The organism is Hallerella succinigenes, from assembly GCF_002797675.1.
GTDB classification, from domain to species: Bacteria; Fibrobacterota; Fibrobacteria; order Fibrobacterales; family Fibrobacteraceae; genus Hallerella; species Hallerella succinigenes.
In genome coordinates this window covers 2,644,252-2,668,472 of record NZ_PGEX01000001.1, presented here as the reverse complement: position 1 = coordinate 2,668,472, position 24,221 = coordinate 2,644,252, and the positions used below count along the sequence as shown (strand labels likewise).

The 24,221-nt window shown below is 49.4% G+C and carries 18 protein-coding genes and 1 tRNA gene; 8 read left to right on the top strand and 11 right to left on the bottom strand.

The features are described from left to right. Window positions 1-25: 25 nt before the first annotated feature. From BGX16_RS12380 to BGX16_RS12335, 10 genes are all read right to left on the bottom strand, one after another. A complete protein-coding gene (locus BGX16_RS12380; RefSeq protein WP_241899588.1) occupies window positions 26-1,021 on the bottom strand; it encodes a hypothetical protein in 996 nt (331 codons plus the stop codon). A 96-nt stretch (window positions 1,022-1,117) separates the two neighbouring features. Then, window positions 1,118-5,524, bottom strand: coding sequence for an efflux RND transporter permease subunit (locus BGX16_RS12375; RefSeq protein WP_100426323.1), 4,407 nt, complete (start codon window positions 5,522-5,524; stop codon window positions 1,118-1,120). Continuing rightward, window positions 5,521-6,612: an efflux RND transporter periplasmic adaptor subunit gene (locus BGX16_RS12370; RefSeq protein ID WP_100426322.1), complete on the bottom strand. Its 1,092-nt coding sequence runs from the start codon at window positions 6,610-6,612 to the stop codon at window positions 5,521-5,523. Before BGX16_RS12370 ends, BGX16_RS12375 begins: the two co-directional genes overlap by 4 nt. A 100-nt stretch (window positions 6,613-6,712) precedes the next feature. After that, complete coding sequence (locus BGX16_RS12365; RefSeq protein ID WP_100426321.1) at window positions 6,713-8,041, bottom strand: TldD/PmbA family protein; 1,329 nt, start codon at window positions 8,039-8,041, stop codon at window positions 6,713-6,715. Beyond that, window positions 8,041-9,318, bottom strand: a complete 1,278-nt coding sequence (gene hemL, locus BGX16_RS12360; RefSeq protein ID WP_100426320.1) for a glutamate-1-semialdehyde 2,1-aminomutase — start codon at window positions 9,316-9,318, stop codon at window positions 8,041-8,043. Before hemL ends, BGX16_RS12365 begins: the two co-directional genes overlap by 1 nt. After that, entirely contained in the window at window positions 9,318-10,799 is a 1,482-nt protein-coding gene (locus BGX16_RS12355) for an alginate O-acetyltransferase AlgX-related protein (RefSeq protein WP_100426319.1), read from the bottom strand. Before BGX16_RS12355 ends, hemL begins: the two co-directional genes overlap by 1 nt. An 18-nt stretch (window positions 10,800-10,817) precedes the next feature. Further along, a tRNA-Arg gene (locus BGX16_RS12350) sits at window positions 10,818-10,890 on the bottom strand. Between the two features lie 223 nt (window positions 10,891-11,113). Then, entirely contained in the window at window positions 11,114-12,070 is a 957-nt protein-coding gene (locus BGX16_RS12345) for a UDP-3-O-(3-hydroxymyristoyl)glucosamine N-acyltransferase (protein WP_100426318.1), read from the bottom strand. Window positions 12,071-12,072: 2 nt separating this feature from the next. After that, on the bottom strand, window positions 12,073-13,059 hold the full coding sequence (locus BGX16_RS12340) for a diacylglycerol/lipid kinase family protein (protein ID WP_100426317.1): 987 nt from the start codon (window positions 13,057-13,059) through the stop codon (window positions 12,073-12,075). A 17-nt stretch (window positions 13,060-13,076) separates the two neighbouring features. Continuing rightward, window positions 13,077-13,973 (bottom strand): hypothetical protein, encoded by an 897-nt coding sequence (locus BGX16_RS12335; protein WP_157798042.1) that lies wholly within the window; start codon window positions 13,971-13,973, stop codon window positions 13,077-13,079. A 62-nt stretch (window positions 13,974-14,035) separates the two neighbouring features. On the opposite strand from BGX16_RS12335, the gene BGX16_RS12330 reads away from it, so the two are divergent. From BGX16_RS12330 to BGX16_RS12305, 6 genes are all read left to right on the top strand, one after another. Beyond that, entirely contained in the window at window positions 14,036-14,971 is a 936-nt protein-coding gene (locus BGX16_RS12330) for a YhjD/YihY/BrkB family envelope integrity protein (protein WP_100426315.1), read from the top strand. After that, on the top strand, window positions 14,968-15,561 hold the full coding sequence (locus BGX16_RS12325; RefSeq protein ID WP_100426314.1) for a hypothetical protein: 594 nt from the start codon (window positions 14,968-14,970) through the stop codon (window positions 15,559-15,561). The genes BGX16_RS12330 and BGX16_RS12325 overlap by 4 nt, the downstream gene beginning before the upstream one ends. 8 nt (window positions 15,562-15,569) lie before the next feature. Further along, entirely contained in the window at window positions 15,570-17,912 is a 2,343-nt protein-coding gene (locus tag BGX16_RS12320; protein ID WP_100426313.1) for an excinuclease ABC subunit UvrA, read from the top strand. 36 nt (window positions 17,913-17,948) lie between these two features. Then, window positions 17,949-18,428, top strand: coding sequence for a GNAT family N-acetyltransferase (locus tag BGX16_RS12315; RefSeq protein WP_100426312.1), 480 nt, complete (start codon window positions 17,949-17,951; stop codon window positions 18,426-18,428). A 693-nt stretch (window positions 18,429-19,121) separates the two neighbouring features. Further along, window positions 19,122-20,255 carry an IS4 family transposase gene (locus tag BGX16_RS12310; RefSeq protein ID WP_100426311.1) on the top strand — a complete coding sequence of 378 codons (1,134 nt, stop codon included), beginning with the start codon at window positions 19,122-19,124 and terminating at the stop codon, window positions 20,253-20,255. Continuing rightward, window positions 20,252-21,031 (top strand): class I SAM-dependent methyltransferase, encoded by a 780-nt coding sequence (locus BGX16_RS12305; protein WP_157798041.1) that lies wholly within the window; start codon window positions 20,252-20,254, stop codon window positions 21,029-21,031. Before BGX16_RS12310 ends, BGX16_RS12305 begins: the two co-directional genes overlap by 4 nt. Before the next feature lie 567 nt (window positions 21,032-21,598). Here BGX16_RS12305 and BGX16_RS12290 read toward each other — a convergent pair. Further along, window positions 21,599-22,810: an IS4 family transposase gene (locus tag BGX16_RS12290; protein ID WP_100426307.1), complete on the bottom strand. Its 1,212-nt coding sequence runs from the start codon at window positions 22,808-22,810 to the stop codon at window positions 21,599-21,601. Here BGX16_RS12290 and BGX16_RS12285 point away from each other — a divergent pair. Continuing rightward, a complete protein-coding gene (locus BGX16_RS12285; RefSeq protein ID WP_157798040.1) occupies window positions 22,803-23,585 on the top strand; it encodes a hypothetical protein in 783 nt (260 codons plus the stop codon). The genes BGX16_RS12290 and BGX16_RS12285 overlap by 8 nt on opposite strands. Then, entirely contained in the window at window positions 23,582-24,145 is a 564-nt protein-coding gene (locus BGX16_RS12280; protein ID WP_100426305.1) for a hypothetical protein, read from the top strand. The genes BGX16_RS12285 and BGX16_RS12280 overlap by 4 nt, the downstream gene beginning before the upstream one ends. Window positions 24,146-24,221: the final 76 nt, after the last annotated feature.

The window sequence follows — 24,221 nt, the reverse complement described above, 5'->3', positions numbered from 1 at the left end:
GAGTTCCGCGGGATTTTTTTATAAACTAAGGCTCGTAAATTTCCGTGTACGCGGCATCTGGACGCATTCCGTACCGCACCATCTTAAAGCGCTTCGCTTCCGGATAGTAAGACCAGATCATCCATTCGTTCGCCATGTCGGTGCGTTTCGCCTTGACCATGATCGGTTTTTCGCCCTTGTAAAAGTCCTGTTTGTGCGGAATCATGCTTTCCATGGGGCGGTACTTGTGAACATGTTCGCCGCAGTGGCGTTCGATCATACCGCGGGAATCCTTGCTCCAAATAATTTGTACATCACAGCCATCTTCATCGCGAATTTTTTCGCAAGAACTCGGACCTTCCGGACACCAAACATACTTGCGAAAGGTCATGAAAAACTCCGGATCGTTAAAAACCTCGGCGCGGTGACGGTATTCCTTGTAATCGTTGTAAGCGCCTTCAAGCTTATTCTGCGGACTGTTGTATTCTTCGCAGCCCTTTTGCGCCACGCGCACTTTACGTTCAAACAAGTCCACATCCACGACGCAGCCCGGTTCCGCATAGTTGAAGCGTGTATGCCCAAACTGATTCATCGCCTGCACGTTCCCCATGGAAATCGCAGCACGGAATCTTCCATGTCCGTTCTGAATGACAATATTGAACCGCCCCGGAGAATTTGGCGATTTGGAAAGAATAACGCTTCCCGTCGGCGAAGAATAGATTCCGCTCAAGTCCGTTGCACGCTCCTTCATGCGGGCGAGATCCGCACGGCGTACATAGCCTTTTTTGGCAAAGCGAGTCTTCACCGGAATATACTCCGGCGGAGGTCCCGGTGGAAGTTCCTCGTACTTCACCACGCGTTTTTTCTTTTTAGAATTGCGCTGCTTCACGTACTTCACCACCTTCTTCTTTTTCGGCGGAATCGTAAGTTCTTCCACCTCATCCGAAACGGTCAGGTAGCCTATAATTTTGGAAGAGGGGTCATCCGTTTTATAAATCGGGAGCTTTTCTTCGGCAAAAAGGAAAGCGGTCAAACATACCACCAAACACAGAATTTTATTCATATCTATGAATTAGATTATTCTTGCTCGGTGGGATGTAAAAAAAACTTGAAATTATCAGCCAGAGACTGCTGGATTCTACTTCAGAATATCGCCCGTCAAAAGCTTTACCTGGATTTCCGCCGTCCGGGTGGCGATTCGGGCCGAAAGGAGCGCTTCACGTGCAGATCTCCACTGGCTCTGCGTTTCACGGAATTCAAAGTTCGTGATGCTTCCCGTCTTTAAGCGTTCTTCGCCAAGCTTCAACATTTCCGCGGCGAGTTCCGCATTACCTTCAGCAACCTGCAGAGCGTCTAAAGAACGGAGATGAGCTTCGACTGCATTCGACACTAGCGTTTCTACGTTCAGGCGTACATTTTCGACCTGCAGTTCCGCAGACCGTTCCGCGATTTTCGCCGATTCCGATGCCGCATTGTCCGCAAGACCGTTGAACAGGTTCCACGTCAAAGCGGCACCGACCTTAAAATACTGGCTGTTCGCTTTTTCTGGATTTGACTTATCCGATTCGCTGGCAGTCGCATTCCAAGAACCGTGCAAATTGAGCTTCGGATAAAGATTCGAATTCGAACCTTGGCGGTTCACCTGCGCATAGTTCATCTGCGCCTTGGCGGCCGCAAGGTCCGCATTGTTTTCCAAGGCACGTTCCTTGGCACGGGCGAGGCCTTCTTCCGACGTCCAAAAAGGTTTCCGTTCGACGGCGATCGAATCCGGCAGATCGTTTCCGCTGTGAATGACGCCACCTCCCAAGAATTCATCCAAGGTTCGGATGGCAGAAGAAAGGCTTGATTCGAGCGAAAGGTACTTGGAGCTGTCGCTTGAAAAGTCCATTTGCGCAGAAAGAAAATCAAGACGCGTCATCGAGCCCGCTTCATACTTGTTCTTGGCGAGTTCGCAGCGCTCTCTCGAAACAGAAAGGTTCGAATCCGCAAGGACAAGTGCCGACTTCGCATTCACCGCGCTAAAGTATGCGGTAAGCACATTTGCCGCCAAGGATTCCCGCGCGGCACGTAACGCCGCCTTGGAACTTTCCACCTGCGCCTTGCTTGCCTTGTACGAAGCAATATCGTTAAAGCCGTCAAAGACCGTATAATTGACCGCTATCTGGAAAGCATCGCTATGACCTAAATCGCCATCGATATCCGACGTCACACCCGCCTGTGTTTTGGAATACGCATCGCCGTAGCTGTAATAACGCGAAAGCGAAAGGTCTACGGTCGGCAAAAGTCCCTTGCGCGAACTTTTTACATTCGCTTCTGCACTTTTTACATTCTCTTCATAGATCAATGCGGAAGCATTCTTTTCAATTGCCGTTTGCACCGCTTCTTCGGGAGAAAGCACCGCCGCATTTGACGTTTGCGGAAGGAGAAGGACTCCTGCAAAAATCATCGGCAAGAGCATCGAAGCAAGCTTTACGCCCGTATTCGGGTCCGCATTCGCATCCGGGTCCACTTTGGCACTGCGTTCAGGTATGCTCGCAAAGAAGGTATACGCTGCAGGCACCACAAAGAGCGTCAGGAACGTCGCAAAAGTTAAGCCGCACACAATCGTTACGCCCATCGCAATGCGGCTTGGCGTTCCCGTCAAGATCAGCGGAAGTGCGCCGAGAACCGTCGAAAGGCTCGTCATGAGAATCGGACGGAAGCGCAAACGAGCCGCTTTCTTGGCCGCAGCAAGACGAGAGCAGCCCGTACGCTCGGCGATCTGGTTTGCAAATTCAACGATCAAGATTCCGTTTTTCGTCACGAGGCCAAGCAACAGAATCAAAGCGATTTCACTAAAAATGTTCAAGGTCTGTCCAAAGAAGTACAGCGAAATGACAGCCCCCGCAATCGCAAGCGGCACCGTAAAAAAGGTGACGAACGGAGCGCGGTAACTTTCAAACTGTCCCGCAAGCACAAGAAATATGCAGGCAAGCGCGAACAAAAAGACAACGTAAAGTCCTGAAGAACTTTCTTCATATTCCTTCGAAGTCCCGGTGAGTTCCGTCTGGATATTCAGCGAATCCGGAATCACAGTTTTCGCAATGCGGCGCATTTCTTCCACGCCGTCACCCACCGTTTTCCCGGGCATTAGACCCGCCGAAATCGTCGCCGCACTGAAGCGGTTATACCGCGGTAGCGAAGGCGATGCGGACTTTTCTTTATAAGTGATAAAGTTCGAAACCGAAACCATTTCACCGGAACCGTTGCGAACGCTGAGTTCATCCAAATGCATCGGAGATGCGCGGTACTGATATGGCACAGCTCCGATGATATCATACTGACGGCCTTCCTTGTAAAATTCGCCATAGGTCTGGTCGCCCATTGTGAGAGCGATTGTAGATGCAATGTCATCGACGGAAACGCCCTGGTCATGCGCCTTGTCGCGATTGATTTCCACGTGAAGTTCCGGCTTGGTGAATTTGAGATCCGCATTGACCACGCTAAATACTGGACTTTTTTCCGCTTCGGCTGTGAACTTCGGAAGCAGTTCGCGAAGCACTTCGATTTCACCCGCCTGCAATACAAACTGCACCGGTAAGCCACCGCGGCTCGTGCTAATGCTCTGCGGTTCAAAGACCATCACGCGCAAATCCGGATAGTTCGCGCCCAAAATCTGAACCTGTCTTGCGATTTCGCTTTGCGAGCGACGCTTGGATTTGTCGCGGTTTAACGTCACACGGATCATGGAGCTTCCGCCCGACCTTGCGCCCGCCTGAATTTCTTCGTATTCCGTCGAATCCATAAGGCTCGTCATTTCTTCGACAAAAGCTTCGGACATTTTTTTCGTCTGACCAAGGCCCGTTCCTTCCGGCGCAGAGATGTTCACCATGAACATGTTGCTGTCTTCCTGCGGAGCCATTTCGGTAGAAAGGTTCGTGAAGCAGAAGTAGGCTGCCACCATCAACGCTCCGATAATCACAAAGATCAGTCCACGGACGCGGAGGAATGCGTTCAACAGCTTATTGTAAATTTCGTTCAGCCATTCAAAGAAAGGCTCGGTCGCATTGTAGAGAACACCCTTATTCTGCACACGCAAAATCTTCGAGCAAAGCATCGGCGTGAGCGTCAATGCGCAGAAAGTCGAAATCACGACTGTCCCGATCATCACCGCCACGAATTCGCGAAAGAGAAGCCCTGTCGTTCCGCCCAAGGCAAGCATCGGCACGAACACCGCCATCAACACCACGGACGTCGCAATCACCGCAAAAAAGATTTCCCGAATGCCCGCTACCGCAGCCGCCTTCGGCGACATATTGCGTTCAATCTTCTGGTAAATGTTTTCCACGATCACAATCGCATCATCTACCACAAGGCCAATCGCAAGCACCATCGCAAGAAGAGTCAGCACATTGATCGAAAAGTCAAACAGATAAAGCACAAAGAAGCTTCCCACAATCGAAACGGGAATCACGACCATTGGAATGAGCGTCGTCCGCGCTTCTCGCAAAAAGAGAAAAATCACCGCAATCACGAGCAAAAAGGAAATGAAAATAGTCTCGATCACTTCTTGAATCGAAGAACGAATATTCACCGAAGTATCAAGCCCGCTCAAAATCTGAATATCCGATGGCAAATCACGGCGAAGCGCTTCCACACGCTTGTAAAATTCATCGGCAATCGCCACATGGTTCGAACCGGGCTGTGCAATCACCGCCACCGAAATCACGTTCTTGCCGTTACGCTTAAAACCGGTTCGTGTATCCATCGGCTCGTAATGGACCTGCGCCACATCGGAAAGTTTCACAATGGAACCGTCCGCAGCGATCTTCACCGGAATCGAATTAAAATCCGAAGGGCTGTTCAAACGACCAAGCGTGCGAATCGAAAGATCCATCGTCTGGCCTTCAATTTTGCCCGCCGGAAGTTCTTCGTTTTCCACCGAAAGCGCGGATGAAACATCCGAAGCGGTTACGCCCATCGCCTTCATGCGCAGTGGATCAAGCCAAAGGCGCACCACCGGCGTTTTCGCCCCCCAAAGGTTCACTTCCGAAACGCCGGGAATCGTTTGCAAACGTTCCTTCACCACGTTCGTCGCAAGTTCCGAAAGTTCCATCGCATCACGGGTATCCGAAAGAAGGCTCGCAATCAAGATCGGATCGGAATCCGAATCGGATTTATAAACGACAGGCGCATCGGCACCGTCCGGGAGCTTTCGCTGCACACGTGAAACGCGGTCACGGATATCGTTCGCCGCCGCTTCAAGGTCCGTCCCCACTTCAAATTCTGCACGAATCGAAGAGCGTCCATCGGAACTCGTCGACGTCAGCGACTTAATGCCCGAAGCGCTGTTCACCGACGCTTCGATGATTTCGGTGACTTCCGTTTCCACAACCGCAGCATTTGCGCCCGTATAAGTGGTACGGACCGTGATAATCGGAGAATCCACGTTCGGGTATTCTCGAATGCCGAGATTCGAAGCGCCAAAAGCACCGATAAGGATAATGCCCAAAGAGAGCACAGTCACCAGAACCGGGCGACGAATGGAAAGCGTAGAAAAACTCATTCATTCACCCCGTAGCTCATGTTGTTCGAAAATTCCTTGATTTCGATGCCCATGCCGTCACGCACATTCATAAGGCCCGAAGCCACCACAGTATCGCCCGCAGAAAGGCCCTGTACCACATCGACCGTAATCGGGGTTCTTAAACCGGTCTGGACATCCACCTTTTTCGCCTTGCCATCTTTAACCACAAAAACGTAAGCGCCATTCGCATCGAGCGTCACCGCTTCGGAAGGCACAGGAATTCCCACGAGTTCGCCCTGGCCAAAGTCGAGCTTCACACGTACATAGGTTCCCGGCAAAAATTTGCCATTCGCATTCTTCAAGAGCGCACGTGCCTTACGGGTACGGCTCGTATTCGACATCGTCGCATCCAAAAAGCAGATCTTGGCATCGGCTTTAATTCCCTGTTCCGTGTCGATCAAAACGACTTTATCTCCCATATTTGCATAGCGGGAAAAACGCTGCGGCAGTTCAAATTCTACCTTGAGTTCGCTCGTATTCGTGAGCGTCGCAATCTGCGCCCCGGAAGTCATCCAGGCGCCTTCCGAAACTTCCACAACGCCGAGCGTTCCTGCAAACGGAGCGCGCACCTCGGTCTTTTGAAGCTGAGCTTCGATCAGCTCCTTCGAAGCCTTTGCCGATTCCACCGCACTTTCTGCGGATTCAAGCTCTTCTGCCGTCGCACCGTCCTTTCCATAAAGGGTCTTGGTGCGGGCCGCTTTTTTCTCGGCGAGATCCAAAGCGGTTTTTGCGCTTTTCAAATTCGCCTGGAGTTCTGCGTCATCGAGTTTTGCAAGGAGCGTTCCCTTGGAAACCTTCTGCCCGTCCTTCGCATACAGCTTCACGAGCTTTCCAGACGCTTCCGCTTTCAAATCGACCTGCGCCTTGGCGACAAGTTCACCGTTGGCCGTATAAGTTCCAGACGTCGAATCGGGAACGGCGATGTAGCCGGAAACGCGCAACATGCGCGTTTTACCATTTGCAGAAGAAGCTTTCTTCTGAGAAGCGGAACTCGAGAATTCCGAAGAACAGGCTGCAATCCAAAAACAGCCGAGGAAAATTGCTGCAAGCGCGGAATAAATCTTCATATTTACCTACCGTTTACTCCCCCTTTAGATGATGAAAGCAAACATTCGGTTGCAGCAAAGGGAGAAAAAGTTTCGTTCTTTACAAAAACATGACAAAACTTTAGTTGGAAACCGCAATCTCCGGGAAAGCCAGCGCCGGAACTTGACGACTCGTATAGGATTCCGGATAATCTTTACCGACCGCGACCAAAGTACCGAGTAAATCGATGAAATTGGCACTCAAGGTCGCGCCTTCCACCGGATGCAGAATCTGACCATTTTCCGCATACATGCCCTGCACACCGATACTCATTTCTCCGCTGATTGCACTGCAACCGGAATTGCCTTCCAGGCGCACCACGAGCAGGCTCTTCGGGAATAGCTTCAAAAGCTCTGCCGTCGTATGCTCACCCGGCAAAACGACCAGGTTCGAGAATCCCGAACCGACCTTGCCTTCGTAAGAACGCAAAGCGCAGCCGTTGCTCTTTCGGCCTTCGACATGGGCTGTTTCCAAATTGTACAGGAATTCCGAAAGAACGCCGTTCTTCACCACGGTCACCTTGTCCGCATAAGTCCCTTCGGAGTCGTAAGTCTTGACTCCCGGAAGGTCTTCACGGGTCGGATCGCAAAGAATCGTGAGGTTCGCCCCGGCAATCTTTTGACCGAGCTTACCCTGCAAACGGGATTGTCCCTTTTGCACCATTTCCGCCACAAAGGAAGAAGCGTACATGCTAAGGATCTGGCCCGCGACGCGTTCCGAAAGAATCACCGGCATCTTACCGGTCTCTATCTTCTTCGGCTCCAAAAGTTCGAGAGCGCGTTCCACAGATTTCTTTGCAATCGTTTCTGCAGAAAGCTCTTCGAACTTCATCTTGTCTTGATCGAAGCCGCCGAGCTTTTTCGAATCGCCGCGTTCTGCGACAACCCCGGCGCCCGCTCCAATGCCATTATCGCGACGTTCAAAGTAAACGCCGTTCGAATTCGCAAAGACCGTCAGGGATTCATTCTTTTGGCAACCGAGATACGGCACGTTCTTCACATCTTTCGAAAGGGCAAAGCAACGTTTTTCAATGTCGATTGAAAGTTCCGCCATCTGAGCGAGCGAAACATTTTTCAAATCCGGATTGTATTCGATTTTACGCAACGGATGATTTTCCGGATGCGGCAATTCAATCGGAAGATCCTTGGTGAACTGCGTGTGCAACAAGGCGTCTTTCACGGTCTGGCGAAGAGCATCTTCCGTCAAACGTTCCGTGTAAGCGTATCCCGGTTTTACACCTTGGAAAGCGCGAATACCGACGCCGACCGATTCCGAAATTTCAGTATTCTGAAGCCTTCCCTGAAAAACGGAAACGCCTTCGGATTTGGAATGTCCACCGATAATGTCAAATGCAGTGGCGGACTTTTTCGCTTCTTCTGCGAGGAACTGGACGGCTTCAGAAATATTCATCACTTTACCTTTTCAAATGCAATTTTCGCTGCGGCGAGAGTCTTGTCTAAAATTTCGTCGGAATGACGGGCACCAATGAAGGTCGTTTCGAATTGGGACGGCGGAAAGAAAATTCCCAAGTTGAGCATTTCGTGGAAGAATGTCGCAAAGCGCTTTGTGTCTGCGGCAAGAGCCGTTTCCGTATCGATGACCGGAGCCTTCGAGAAGAATACGGTGAACATCGAACCGACGCGGTTGATCTGCACCGTGGTGCCGACATCTTCTGCAGCCTTGCGAAGACCCGTTTCGAGTTTCACTCCTTTCTGTTCCAAGTCTTCCCAAGGATTTAATTTGTACAGAAGTTTGAGCTGTGCAAGGCCTGCGGTCACTGCCATCGGGTTACCTGAAAGCGTTCCCGCCTGGTAAACCTTGCCGAGCGGGCTCACGTTCTGCATCAAAGATTCCTTGCCCGAATAAGCGGCAAGAGGCATTCCACCGCCGACGATTTTGCCGAGGGTAATCATATCTGGGTGAACGCCAAAACGCTTAGCGGCACCGCCATCCGAAACACGGAATCCCGTCATCACTTCATCAAAGATCAGCACAGAACCGTTCTTGGTGCAAATGTCACGCAAGCCTTCGAGGAAGCCGGCCTTCGGAGGTACGCATCCCATGTTGCCGGCGACCGGTTCTACAATCACCGCCGCAATTTCATTTGCATGGGCTGCAAACAAAGCCTCGACCTGTTCCAAATGATTGTAATCCGCGATCAGGGTATCCTGAGCAACGCCCGGAGTCACGCCCAAGGAACTCGGAGCGCCGTGCGTCAAAGCGCCAGAGCCCGCTTGAATCAAAAAAGAATCTCCATGACCGTGGTAGCAGCCGCGGAACTTGATAATCTTGTTTCGACCGGTCGCGCCACGCGCCACACGGATCGCGCTCATCGTCGCTTCCGTTCCGGAATTCACCAGACGCAGCTTTTCCATGCCCGGAATTTTCGAAAGAATGAGTTCCGCGAGTTCGACTTCAATGTCCGTGCCCATGCCAAAGCTCAGGCCACGGCTCAGCTGTTCGTGTAAAGCTTCGGTGACTTCAGGCGGATTATGTCCCAAAATCATCGGGCCCCAGGAGCCGATAAAGTCCACATACTGTGTTCCGTCGTCAGCAAACAGGTATGGACCGTCCGCACGCTTCACAAAAACGGGTTGACCTCCTACGCCGCCAAAGGCGCGCACCGGAGAATCCACGCCACCCGGCAAAACTTTTAAAGCACGATTCCACCAAGAATTTTCAGACATCAGTCAAACCTCACTTTTTTCCAGCCTCCTGCACCAAAGCGCAGATCACGCTCCACAAATTCCCAAATCAAAAGTTTTTTGTTTTTGAGAACACCCGAACGACGGGCAAGCTTTTCACGGACAAGCGTACTTGCGCCACCATCCGAAATAATACTTGCCACCGGGGTCTGCATTTCATTTGCGAATTGAGAAATCCAACCGGCAGACATCGGCGCGTCCGTTTCATAGATGCGCGAATAGCTGTCGCCCAAGATCAAAATCTTGGAGTTACGAAAATCGCTGCGGAGAGGTGCGCCTGTTTTTGCATTCTTCACCTGATGCGCTTCCACCGTCTGATTCGGATAAGCGTTTTCGAGATCCGCCATCGTCGCAATATCTCCCGTGCGCACGGCGGTCACGAGCGAATCCGTGAGCGAAAGTTTCGGAAACGTTTTCGCCACGGGCATTTTCTTCACCTTTTTCGCGACCGCTTCTGCTGCGATTCGCGCTCCACGCGGCGTCCAATGCGTATCCGTATACAGGTAAAGGAAATCGCCTTCGCGATCTTTTTCCTTCGCTTTTTTTAGAACCGGGTAAAGGTTCACCATTTGCACGCCAAGCGTCTGAAGCGTATCGACAAAACGACGTCCAAGTGAAAATTTTTTTTCGTACAAGGAGAACATCGTCGGGTTCAAAAATTCCGGGTAAATCGAAGGCTTGCCCGGGACGACGACCACAAGCAGTTCCACACCACGCTTTTCCAGTTCCGCCTTAAAATCCAGAACGGCTTCAATCGGATTGTCTAAGCTGTCGAGAGTCCACGGTGCGGGCTTCACCAAAAAGTCTACATCCTGGCGGTAGTACAAAAAGTTCGAGTCCGCATAAACCGCCTTTTCTCCCGGATCCTTAAGCACCTTCCATGCAAAAGTCTGGTAAAAGGGGCGCATCATTTTGACAAAGGAATTTTCCTTTTCCATGCGGTCTTCATAGGCTCGCAAATACTTTCCGCTCAAAATGCCGTGATTCCACCAAGCCTTCGCCACTCGGGAAAGCGAAAAAGACGCATAGGTGTTCTGAATATCCGCCACCATTTTCAAAAGGCTATCGTTCAACGAAACATCGGATTCCAAACCCGCCAGCATTTTCTGAAATTTGGAAATTTGATCCACCGCGGAATCCGTCGAATCTATAGGCAGGTAAGCGTTGACGTCCATCAGGGTACGCTTCAAGTTCTGTGCGACCCCGTCTAAATCCGAAATCTTTTCCGCTAAAGTCGAATCTTCCGATTTCGCAAGGGCAAAAATCTGTTTCATTCCCACGTTCAGCGAGTCTGCTTCCCGCTTTAAAACCGCTTCCCGCACAAATGGGCTAGCCACATCCCGGAAGATATCGAGCGGCAGAAAAGCTTCCCCGCTCCGAAAAGAGTGAGCCAATTCCCACGATACCGGCAAAAGCAGCATCACAAAGAATATCGCGGTGAATAAAACGGTTAGGCGTTTCATAGGCCCCTTAAAAAAAAGTACCCCCACTGCGAATCGAACGTAGATCTCACCCTTAGGAGGGGCGTGCTCTATCCATTTGAGCTATGAGGGCAACTTGTGCTTAAATATAGAAAATTCTGGACTTTTCAAGGTGTGACTTTGCGTATTCCGTTAGAATACGCAAAAACTTTTCTATCCGTCCCTATCGTTGAAAGCCTTTTCGACAATAAGTAATTTGCGCATGGGTTGAGTTTGGGGAGATGATCATTCACCTGAACATCCGAAAACGACAAAACAAATTCAATCCGGGGAGGAGTACGCAAGTACTCCTCTTTTTAGCGCTTGCCATCGGCAAGCCGGCGAAGAGCGACAACGCCTTTCCGCCATTTTTCGATCGGTTCCGAAGGGAATCCCGCATACACAGCGCCGGCAGGAACGCTCTTTGTCACCCCGGCCTTCGCCGCAATGACCGCGCCCTTGCCGATCGACAAATGCCCAGCGATCTGCGCACCGCCAGCAAATTCACAATCGTCTTCCACCACGGTCGTTCCGCCGAGTCCAGACTGCGAAGCCATATAGACGCGATTTCCGACCGTGCAATTATGACCTATCTGTACAAAAGAATCAAAATGGCAATCATCTCCGATGGTCGTCGGGGCCAAAAATCCCGCCGCCACCACGCTATTCGCCCCAAATTCACAACGATTTCCGATACGCACGCCGCTCACATGAGGCACCATCTTGCGTACACCGGCATCATCAAAATAAAAGCCAAAACCGCGCGAACCCACCACGGAGCCCGCCTGAAACTGGCAATCCTTGCCCACTTTCACATTCGAATAAACGGTCACATTTGCCTGCAGTACACAACCGTCGCCGATTTCTGCGCCACGCATCACCACACAGTTCGGGCCAACGACCGCATCTTCGCCGAGCGAGCCTTCCACGACCGCAGAAGGGTGCACCTTTGCAGAGCTCGCCACAAAGCCTTCCGAAAATTCCGGATGATGGAATTTTTCGATAATCTTCACCATCGCCGCATACGGATTTTTGACGCGTAAAAGCGCGCCGACCGTTGGGGAACCAGCAAACTCCTGCGGCACCAAAACGAGGCCCGCATGCGAATCACGAAGTTCACCCATCAAAGCCTTGCCTGTAAAGAAAGAAACCTGATATTTTGCCGCATGCAGCACCGGGGCAAATCCCGTAATTTTAAAATTATCTTTAGACTGGATATATTCCACGGAGCCGTTCAAAAATACGGCCAAATCTTCAACACAAGTCTGTTTCATTTTCAATTCGTCTCTGGAAAAGAAAGGCCCTGTTCAAGCGTGAGCATTTGAACTCGACAGCCGTATTCAATATGGATTTCCGAGCCAGCACGACGCGTTAAATCGTCACCGTCCAGCTGGTGGAATTCCTCTTCCGAAGTCTGGAGAACGACTTCTTTTGCATGGATCGTTTTGAGGAATGAACGTTTGTAAATCTTCCCCACCAAAGGAACGCTTCCAAGCGCAAGCGCGCCAAAGAAAGACATCATATTCGGCACGGGAACGACTTCCAAAAGGCCGTCCGCCATATCGCTACCGTCAAAGGGATTTGCGCCCGAAGCAAAGCTCGGAATGTTTCCGACTATCACGGTGCGGTAGCCGGAAACATCTTCTTCAATCCACCTTCCTTTCTGATCCAAAACTTTGAGATGCGCCTTTCCAAGGCAATGCTTGCGGTCCGCAAAAAAGCGATCCACATAGTGCATCTTGTTTGCGACAACCGAATGACTCGAAATTTTACCCGAGGCTCGGTCCGCATTAAAATCATGTGCGATTCGTGCGTCGATGCCGCTCGAAAAATAATTCGCGAGCACATATTGACCGTTTACCTTCCAAATGTCGAACGGGCGATGCCTTGCCTGCACAAGCCTGCGCACCAAAAAGAGAAGGCCCTTGTTCACGAAGGTTTCGTAAAGGTTCAATACGCGGGCAAGATCGTTACCCGTTCCAAGCGGAATCAGACCTATGCGCACTTTTTGTGCAAAGCCCGATTCGAGCATCACCGAGAGCATCGTCGACATCGTCCCGTCACCGCCTACCGCGATCAGGGTTTCCGTCTTTTCCGCCGTTTCACGGATCTGCTCCCGCAAACGCTTTCCACTGGTCAGTTCAGCCGTCCATTCGGAATCTTCAAATCCCATGGACTGCATGATTTCCGGTACAAAGTTGAGGATGACCTTACCTTGGCCACCTCCACTTATCGGATTCACTAAAAAGCTGAACTTGTACATACTCTCTCAATTTATAATTATTCTTCGCCAAAAGCGTAAGAAGCCAGATCTAAATAAATCAAAGGATTGACTGTACTAGACGTCAAAATGTAAAGATCATCCTGGATTATGTCGATATCGACCGCATTCCGCACCCCGATTTCCGTCAAATCCATTCGATATTGCAACCCTCCCGACAAATTGAACACGCCGAGATAACCACATTCCGCATCCAACAGGGCAAAAAAGGTTGCCCCAAAGCGCACACGGGTCGCCGAACAGAAATGTAAAGAATTATTTGTATCGCTCGCCGACAAAGCCGCACGCGTCCTGACGCCGCCATCCGCATCATAAATCGAGACACGCTCTGGCGAGTCTGTAAGCGCTCCCGAAGTTTCCACTGCCACAATCCAATCCGACATCACATCAAGCGCCATCACACGCGTAGCCGAATAAGAAATTCCAGTCTTGACGCAACCCGTCGAATTCATTTTCAACTGCGCAAGTCCCGCAGAAGGCGCGTAATAAATATACGAAGCGGTCAGCGCCATCGCATTCAGCGAAACATCGCACATCCAATCTTCATCGTCATAGCGCAAAACAGAAATCCCGTCGTAATAATACAGCCAGGAACCGACCTTCGCAATGTCCTGCGCCATATTCACCGGAATTTCGCCATCGGGATTTTCCGAAGTCCGCGAGAGTTCAAAGGCGCATGTCCGCGCATCGTTCCGCGTATACGCATACACGTCGTTGTAACGGTCCAAAATGTAAAGGGTTTCCCCGTCCGACGAAAGGGAAATTTTTTGTGCAGAACGGAACGGCACTTCAGAAAGATTGCAGGAAACCTTCGAAGAATCCCCTGCAATCCATTCCCCGCCGCAGGAAATGAAGCACAAACAAAGTAAAACGCTGCCGAGAACGCCAATTTTCACATAACAAGTATAATAATCTTTACTATTTTTAGTTTTTACACACGCATTCAGGACTTGTCGAAATGGATTTTGAACAATTTATTGATCGCCTCACCCGAAACTGGCCTATCCCACTTCGTGTGCTGATCATTTCGACAAAAGCATTCCTGTTCCACCACGGGACGATCCGCGCGGCAGCCATGACGTACACGTCCTTTCTTGCGGTAATCCCCTTCTTTATCCTTTTAACGGCGATTTCGCTTTCCCTCGGTTTAGGCTCGTTCTTCAACACGTACCTGCCGATCCTTGACCAATTCTTCTCACTCGGACTTCCGCTCGACGACATTATGCCGCTCCTCGAGAATACGGAACATATCCATTTGAGAACCTTAGGACTTGTCGGTTCGATTTCCCTCTTCATCACCTACATTTTTGCGATTGGGAACCTGGAAATCAACATGAACGTGGTCTGGGAAAACCAAACTTCCCGACCTTTTTTAAAACAGTTTGTCGCCTATACGCCTCTTTTGCTTCTCGCGGCTCTCGGTCTTGCCTTTTTTGCGATGTTTGTGAACCATATCAAGGGCGGACTTTTTGAAATCGCAAGCAATGTGAGCTTTTTGACCATCGAAACCGTTCCGCAAATCATGAGCGCATTCTGGATTGTGGCGATCGATGTGATTTTCATCGCGCTAATCTTTTTTGCCATTTTCCTCCTTCCCTACCGTAAGGGACATTATTCTTATAAGAAGCTCTTTTTGCCATCGCTTCTCGTGAGCATCGGCATCTGGGTCTGCACCTGCATTTACCTGATCATTCTAATTATGTTGCAGCAGGGCATCGTCGGCCGCATGTCGCTTTTTTACGGTTCCCTCGCCTTTATTCCGCTCGTTCTTTTATTCGCCTTTGGATTCTGGGCGATCATGCTCTACGGGAACTGCATCGTGTGGACTATTTATGGCTGGCCTAAATCCGGAGCCAAAAAATGGAACTGGGTACGGCAAGAAGGTAAATTATGAAAAAACTTTTTTGGATTTTTATCACACTCGCCTGCTTTGCGTCCCCGGCTCTTGCCGAAATCAGCACTCTGACCGATACGGACGCGGTCGCTTCCGACCATTCCCTCAAAGCTTTTGTCGGTTTTGAAGCGAACAACATTTTGCTCGTCGAAGACGGATCCCTGTACTTTTCAATCCACGGGGGCGTTGTCTTAAACCCGAACTTTCGTTTGGGTCTTTATGCGGCGACCGTCGCAAACGATGTGAACACCAAGGAAAACGGCAAAAACATCGCAGTGGACTATAATTCGCTCGGCGTTCTCGCTGAACTCAAACCCGTTTCGTTTGGCAATTTCTCCATTTCGATTCCGGTGACCGCTGGCGCAGGCTTTAGCAGCATCCAGACTCAAGGAACCGAAAATTCCAAGGCGAAAGACGGCTTCTTTGTCGCCGACGCCGCTTTGCATTTTAATTACCAGATCACCCCGGCACTCGAATTCGGTATCGGCGGCGGTTACAGGCTCTTCCTCGGCATTTCCGAAGACGGCTTTGACAACGGTGATTTCAACACTCCGTTCGGCGCTATCTTCATCAACTGGGGCGAAAACTGAGGTCTGAAATGGACCAGAACATTTCCCTTCGCGGCGCACACCTTCGAAACCTCCGCAACCTGAACGCGGATTTTCCACTCGGGAAAATTACTGTCGTCTGCGGTCCTTCGGGCTGCGGAAAGTCCACGCTCGTCATGGACGTTCTGCATGGAGAAAGCCGCAGGCGTTACCTGGAAACGCTCAGCCCCTTCGCATTAAAAATTTTAGGCGGCAGAACGAGCATTCCCTTGGACAATGCAGAAGGCTTGCGCCCGAGCATCGCCATTGCCGCTTCCCGTGGGGACGCTCCTTCCAAATCGAGTCCGCTTTCCCTTTCGGAATGTGAATTTCCCCTGCGCATTTTATGGGCGGCTCTCGCCCGCCCCGCATGCCCTGTCTGCGGAAAGCCGATGCAGTGCGATTCCCGTGAAAGCATCATCGTCAAAATCTGTAACCTCCCCCAGGGAAGCCGTCTGCAGTTCCTCGCCCCGATCGACGTTCTAGATTTGACGCTCGATGCGCTGTCGGCAACGCTCCTTTCCCAAGGCTATGCACGCGTCCTTGCGGACGGCAAGAGTCTTTCCCTCGGCGACTTGACCCCCGCAGAACGCAAGTCAAAGCCCAAGGAACTGTTCGTCATTTTGGACCGCGTCATCATCCGCGAAGGCGTCCGTACCCGCATCGCCGAAGCGGTCGATGCGACGCTCCGTTTTTCGCATACAAAAGTCATATTAGACAACGGCGGAACGCGCACCACCTTTAGCACAATCCCGTTCTGCGAAGAACACAACACGACCGCCGCACCGCTCGAACCAGGCAACTTTACACCACATTCTCCCAAGTTCCGCTGCCCGAGCTGCAACGGCGACGGAGAAATCTACAGCGAAACGGAAGATCGCGACCCGGACGTTTGCCCCGAATGCCACGGCCTGCGCCTCAAAAAAGAAATCCTTGCTTCGACTGTCGGCGAAACTTCCTGGCAAGACATTCTCGAATCCTCCTTTGCGACTCTCGACACGCTCCTTCCCAAGCTCTTTAACGGACGCTTGCCCGAACATTTAAAGAGCACCGCCGACATGCTTTACGCCCGCATCCACGCCGTGAACAAAGTCGGGCTCGGCTACCTCGGCGCGGGCCGTATCGGCAGCACCCTTTCGGGCGGTGAACTCGGACGTTTGCGTCTTTCGCCCCTCGCGACCGGACATCTGGATGGAATGTGCGTTTGCCTCGACGAACCGGCGAGCGGCCTTTACAAGACCGATGTCGAAAAGCTCTGGGAGATTTTTGAAGAAATCCGAGACCGCGGAAACACGCTCGTTTTGATTGAACACAATCCGATTCTGATTGAAAAAGCGGACAAAGTAATTGAAATGGGCCCTGGCGCAGGAGAACTCGGCGGAGAAATTCTTTTCCAGGGTACCCCACAAGAACTGATGGCGAAAAAGGATTCGCCGACAGGCGCTTGGCTCCGCGACATCTTAAAAGCCAAGAAAGCCGAAAAGAAGCCCGCGATTCCCGATGCGGAACACATCACCGTGCAAAAATTCGCCAAGTACGATATGCAACCGGTGAGCGCCAAATTTCCCGTCGGGCATTTTAGCGTGATCTCGGGCGAAAGCGGCAGCGGAAAAAGCACTGTCCTCTTTGAAAATATCCAACCGCGATTTGCTAAGGGCGATTTTAAAAAGCTCGGCATTCAAAATATTTCATTGCTCAGCACCCGTGGATTTTTCCGCAACCGGCGCAGTTCCATCGCGAGCGCCATAGGCATTGCACCGCTCTTGCGCGAGCTGTTTGCGGGACTCCCCGAAAGCAAAGTCAAAGGCTTTACCGCATCCAAATTCAGCACAACAATTCCGGGCGGACGTTGCGAAACCTGCAAGGGCGAAGGAATTCTGCGCGATCCTTCGGGATATGAAGAATCCGAATGCCCGGTCTGCCAAGGCAAACGTTTTCGCGATGAAATTCTAGAAATCCGTTTTAAAACGCTCTCGTATGCGGACGTGCTAGACTTGACCGTGGAACGGGCGTCTGCGATTTTCGGATTTGCGCACAAGTTCTCGGACCGTTTACAGCCTCTTGTGCGCACGGGCCTCGGTTACCTGCGGCTCGGTCAGCCGACAACGCATCTTTCCGGCGGTGAAGCGGCCCGGTTGAAGCTTTCGCTCGCGCTTTCCCGTGCGAAGTTCCCGAACACGCTCTTTTTGTTCGACGAACCGGCCCGCGGCCTGCACAAGAACGACATCGACCGCATGATCGCTCTCATCCAAGAGCTTTGCAAAAACGGTCATACCGTCATTGCAATCGAGCATCAAGAAGATTTCATTCGCGCTGCGGAATACACATGCCTACTCGAGCGGAAATCGAAATAGTCGAAAACCGAAAGCATTATATTTTAAATTTCTGTCATGCATATTAGACAATACAATGAAGCCGACCTTGCGGCAATGATCCGCATCTGGAACGAAATCGTCGAAGAAGGCATCGCCTTTCCGCAAGAGGAGCCGCTCACGCCCGAAACAGGCAAGCAATTCTTTGCGGCACAGACCTACTGCGCTGTTGCCGAAGAAAAAGGCAAAGTTTTCGGCCTGTACATTCTGCACCCGAACAACGTGGGCCGTTGCGGTCACATTTCTAATGCAAGCTATGCGGTTTCTTCAGAATCCAGAGGCAAGCATATCGGCGAAATGCTCGTGAAGGACTGCCTTGAACAGGCTAAAAAGCACGGATTTGGAGTCTTGCAGTTCAATGCCGTTGTCGAAAGCAACACTCATGCGCGCCACCTGTACGAACGTCTCGGATTTGTCCAGCTCGGCACCATCCCTAAAGGGTTTCGAATGAAAGACGGCCATTACGAAAACATCTGCCCATACTACCACGAATTGTAAGGCTAGGAAAACATTGGCGACTTAAATTCGCCCCATAAAAAATCTCCTTTGAATGTTGTCTACTTACCCCACTCGTCTGAAACCCGTTTCCAAACGCAATGAGGATAAGTGATTAAGTTCGACTGAATTGCGGCAATGTCATTCTGCGAAAAGGATGAATTTGTCTGCATCGCAGCAACAATTGAATTACTCGGGAACGACACAGCATCCACGAAACACGCCGAAAATTAAACGTTTCGTTAAACCATCCAAAATAATGTTTTCTGGTTGATATTCGTAATTACATTCTTCCGCCCCAGGTTTCTGAGGAACTTTTAAAGGCGAGTAAATTTCATGTACAACTTTTGATTTCTCCAACAGCTATTGCAAGTCTTTCAAGTTATTTAAAAATGGATTCTATCGCCTATGGCTCCAGAATGACATTTTTAGCAGGCCCTACTTTTTCAGAAAAAAAGAAAAGGCATGATGTGGCTCGGCTTATATATTGGAAGCTCAGGTAAATTTACCAGATTTTCTGGTATAGGAACAAGAGTACTACTCTAATTCAATATGTCAACGGAAATATAACTTCTCACTGCTGTCCACTAAAAAATGAAGCAAATCGCCTAGGACCCGCATAAATAAAGGGCTAGAGACGATTTTTGAAACCGAACGGACTTGAAATTTTCTAGCAGAAAACATACCTATGAGGGCATGTTTAATGATCTATTCGTCTTCTCCCGGCTGGTTTCCTTCCTAGACAGAAGTAAGTTTAACCGAATCGTGCAAAAGTACAGCGGTGACCGCTATGTCAAGCATTTTACCTGCTGGAACCAGCTGTTGGCACTGATGTTCGGGCAACTGTCCAATTGCGATGAGCTGCGCGCCCTGATTGTCGCTTTTGATGCGCACCGTTCAAAATGTTACCATCTCAGTGCTGGTCGTCATGTAACCAGGAGCAATCTCGCAAAGGCTAACGAAAACAGGGGTTTCCGCATCTTCGAGGATTTCGCCTATTACATGATTGAACTCGCCCGCAAAAAACGGGCAAAGAAAATTTTCGGGTTCAGGGGATATGTCTATGCATTCGACTCGACGACGATAGATCTCTGTCTGGAGTTTTTCGAATGGGCGAAGTTTCGCTCGACAAAGGGCGGCGTCAAAATTCATACGCTTCTTGATGTCGAAACTCAAGTTCCCTCGTTCCTGTTGATTACGGAAGCCAAGATGAACGACGTGAAGGCCATGGACTTCATCCCCTACGAAACAAGCTCCTATTACGTATTTGACAGGGCCTACAATGATTTCGAACGTCTTCCACGGATTGATTCCATGGGCTGTTTCTTTGTTGTCAGAGCCAAGACAAACATGCTATTCGAATTTGCGGAATCGAAGGAAAATCTTGCTGACAACATTCTGAAGGATTGCAAGATAACCCTGACGGGACCCAAGACGAAGAAACTCTATGACAAGCCGCTCCGCATAGTGGAATGCTATGATGCGGAGGACAAGAGGATGTTCACGTACCTTACAAATTCGAACAAGATATCTGCAAGCCGGGTTGCCGAACTCTACAAGAATCGTTGGCTGGTGGAATTGTTCTTCAAGTGGCTGAAGCAGCACCTGACAATCAAGAAGATCTGGGGCACGTCGGAGAATGTCGTGAAGATTCAGATCCATGTAGCCATCATCACCTATTGCCTCGTCGCGATTGTTCACCACGACATGAAATTGAATCGTTCTCTTTACGAAATTCTTCAGATTTTAGGAATTTCGCTGACCGACAAGGCCCCACTTCAGGAACTTCTGACTGTAAAAAATCCTGAAAAAAGAAAAAGTCGAGGATGAATCCCTCGACCTTTTTGACAATCTCTTTTTATGTTAAATTTTTAGTGACACTAGTGTTTGGGAAAAACGTTTTTCTTGAGAGAGGATTTGGAATGGGCGTCCGGGAACAGTTTAACTTGGTTGCCAAGGAATACGACGAGAACCGCCGAAAATTCATCCCGTGTTTTGATGATTATTATATCGCGTCGACCGATTTCGTGGCGAAATCCTTGGACAGGGCGCCCGCCTTGATTTTTGACTTGGGAAGTGGAACGGGAATTTTGTCTTCTTTTTGGCTTCCGCATTTTCCTGCATCGGAGTTTGTCCTTGTTGATTTTGCCGAAGAGATGCTGGATGTAGCGAAAAGACGTTTTGCCGGAATGCCGAATGTGAAATACGAAATTGCGGATTACTCGGAAAAACTGCCGGCGGGTTCGCCCAACTTGGTCGTTTCGGCGCTATCCATTCACCATTTGGAACACGCTCAAAAAAAGGCACTTTTCAAAATGATTTTTGAATCCCTTTCCCGGGGAGGCGTTTTTGTCAATTACGACCAGTTCTCTTCGGAAAACGCCGAAATCAATAGAAAGACGGAAGAATACTGGGTGACGCAAGTCAAGTCCTCCGGATTGTCCGACAAGGAATTTTGCCGTTGGATGGAACGCAAAAAGGCGGACAGGGAATGCTCCATTCGTCAGGAAATCGACTGGATGAAAGAGAGCGGTTTTAAAATCGTGGACTGCGTTTATTCCCAAGGGAAATTCGGCGTCATCCGTGCGGAAAAAGAAAGCGCGTAATCCGGAGCCCGACGATGGAAAATGTTTTCGATCCCTTTGTAAAAATTTCCCGATAATGATTGCAGTTGTATCTATTGCCCTGCTGGTTCTCGCGATTTATACAAGAAGGGCTTTGGACTGGCCCATTACTTTATGGCTTTTATTAGGAGCTTTGGTTGGCACTTGGTACACTAGTGCGAAAAGTTGGGTCGCTGATATGAAGCAGAACAAAATGGATGTAAAAACGGGTAGCTGACATCTGCATCTATTAAAATTCAGACTCGTGTTGGCGAAGTTGCGATAAATAATATTATTATGTCATATTTTGCTGGAAAACACGAAATTCCCGTGGATGGATTGGGAAATATAACATTAGTAGTAAAAAGCATGGGGATTGATATACAAGGGGAGGATAAGATAGCTTTTGGTTACGATATGACGATTACTTCAGATTTTCTATCTGAAATATCGAATATATATCTAATTATTAGTGTCCGGAGAAAATTTTCAAAACGTCTAAACCCCAGAATTTACGCGGTCTAGACTTTGACTTTGCCGTTGCAAGCCCCCTCCCTAGAAATTTGGACGCTACGATGGGCAAGGTGGATGCTGCAGCATGCGTTCCCAGTCCCTTGTGGGATGTTCAAAAAAGTCAAACATGTCAATGTAGAGCATCAGGATTATTCGCATCATTGTCGCAAGTCCGGAAAAGCTCCAGCGCCGTTCAAGGCTGCGCTGCACAAGGGTCAGGAGAAGGTTCGCGATGAGGGTTACCCAGATCTGGGTCTTGATGGCGTTCTCGCTCACCCCAGAGAAGTAGCGCAGGGGAAAGTTCTGCTTAAGTTGCTTGAAAAGCGATTCGATCTGCCAGCGCCTTTGATAGATGGCGATAACTTCATCCACGCCGAGATCGTGGCTGTTTGTCAGCAGCTGGACCTCCTGCTCCTTGCTCCCTCTCCTCGAAGTCTTGGTCTCGGTGTACGAGATAATCCGGGCCCTATGCGTTGTAGCGCCCTTGTGGAACACGACGTCCCTGACCGACCTGTTCCGGTACCTGCCATCGTCGAGCAGGACGCTCTCCGAGACCGTCTCGTAGGTCAGGTTTCTTTTCATCTTGGTCACGTAGGTAACGCCATGCTGCGTCAGATCCTCCAGCTTTTCATAGTCGATGTAGGCGCGGTCCATGGCGAGCACGTCGCCGTCGTCAAAGTCGCATGGCTTGAGCATGAAGCTGTCGTGGGTGGCCGCGGAAGTAAACTTGATGTCGCCGGGAACCCCCTCGTTCGCGCTGATGACTGTATGGACCTTTATGCCGCCTTTCTTCTTTCCAATTTTCGGGTCCCTGCCGACACCCCTGAAAACCAGGTTGGAGAACAGCGTCACCGTTGTGGAATCGATGATTTTGAGCCGTCCCAGCCATCCGGGCAGCCCGTTGAGGCGGCTGTCCGGTAAAAGTCGGCTTCTGTGCGCCCTTAGCAGGCTGAAATAGGTGTCCCCGAAGATGGACTCGCTTCTCTTCGCGTTGGCGTCCCCCAGCGTACTCCGCTTGGGCACGCAGCCCATCTGCAGGTGCGGCATTCTGCTCACGAATGTCAGCGCAGACGCCTCTATCTCCCGCAGGGAATCGAACCGCATCACGACCGCATAGAGCATCGAAAGCAGGTGAGTCCATGCGTCGAAGGACTTCCTGTAGCGTTCTCCGCCGGATTCCGTGCTGATTCTGAGGATTTCGTCCCTGTCGAGATACTTGCAGAGTTGCGCGAAGACCGGCTGTCCGGTAAAAAATGTACTTTTGGCCATAGCGTTTTGTTTCCCTTTGTTTTGTGGTAATTACAAGGTAAAAACAAAACGGGCAGGTTCTTCGCCTGAGGAACCTGCCATTTTTATTTTTGGCTATATTTTTTACCGGACACTAATAATATCTAATGGATTAATTAAAGGAGAGATCCCATTTAAGGATGTGATAATTGTGCGCGAGTCGAGTCTTAACGATGCGTATGTTACGGTAATGAGTATCGGAAAAACTTTAGATGCCATTTTTTCGCTTGCGGGGATAACAAATAATTCAATAACTTCAACGATTAAGAAATTTTTTTCTAATATAGATGGTGAAATAGAATTATGGAAACAGGAATATGGTGTTCTGTTGAATAGTTATGTTACTAAATCCGAACAGCTTTTGGACATTTCTGTTAAGAATGTTGAAATGTCATATTCTATTGGAAAAGTAGAAGATAATGTAGAAATTAACATTAAAATGGATTTGGAATCAGAAAAACAATATTTTTGGATTGAAGGCGAATATAGTGACTATGAAAATATGACTTTTAATTCAAACAAAGAGTTTTGGGGGCGAGAGTCGAAACTTTTTTATGGCGTGAAAACGGGACACCCACCAAGAGAATTTTTTAGATCAATTGAATGTGAAAATATTCCGGCGGGAAAAATCTTTTCCTTTAATATAAAGGATGCTTGTGGTGATAAACCCCAAAGGCTTATTAGTTCAATGAAAACCAATTTTAGAGTACAAACTAAGCATGGAGGCATTCTTATAATAAGGAGAAATTTGAAATGAAAATTTGCAAACGAATTTGCGCCTTACTTCTTTTTTATGTCTCAGTTATATATGCTGCAGATGGTACGCAGGGCTTAAAACAACCTTTGTTGCAATCGAATAGTGAAAATACTGCTATAGAAATAGATAGTGTGGATATCTATGCGAAATTAATTTCTTTAGAAAATAGCGAATCTTCTTATGGACCAAATATAGCTGGTATAGCCGTTGGTGGCGGACTTACTGGAGTTGGAACTTATTTTCTAATAGGCGGATTATATGCACTTAATCACAAAAGTGGTGATGCTGGAGATGAAACTTTTACTGCAATAGCTGGTGGCGCTATGCTTGGAATCTCAATTCCCCTTTATCTTGTAGGCATTCCTGTTCTTGTATATAATATTTATAAATATAATGTTCATAAAAAGCATGCGATAAAGCGAGATGAATATCAAGATTCCTTAAATAAATATAAACTACAAAAGGGGCAGGAAGAGATGGGTTCGGTTCAATTAATGTTTTTCCCCATGATCAATTTTGCAAGCGCTGGCTTCGGAGCTGGTGCAATTCTGAACTTTTAGGAGATTAAATTTGAAAAAGACAACTTTAAAAAATTGTGATAGCGATAACTTTATTTACTGCACCTCTTCTTGCTTC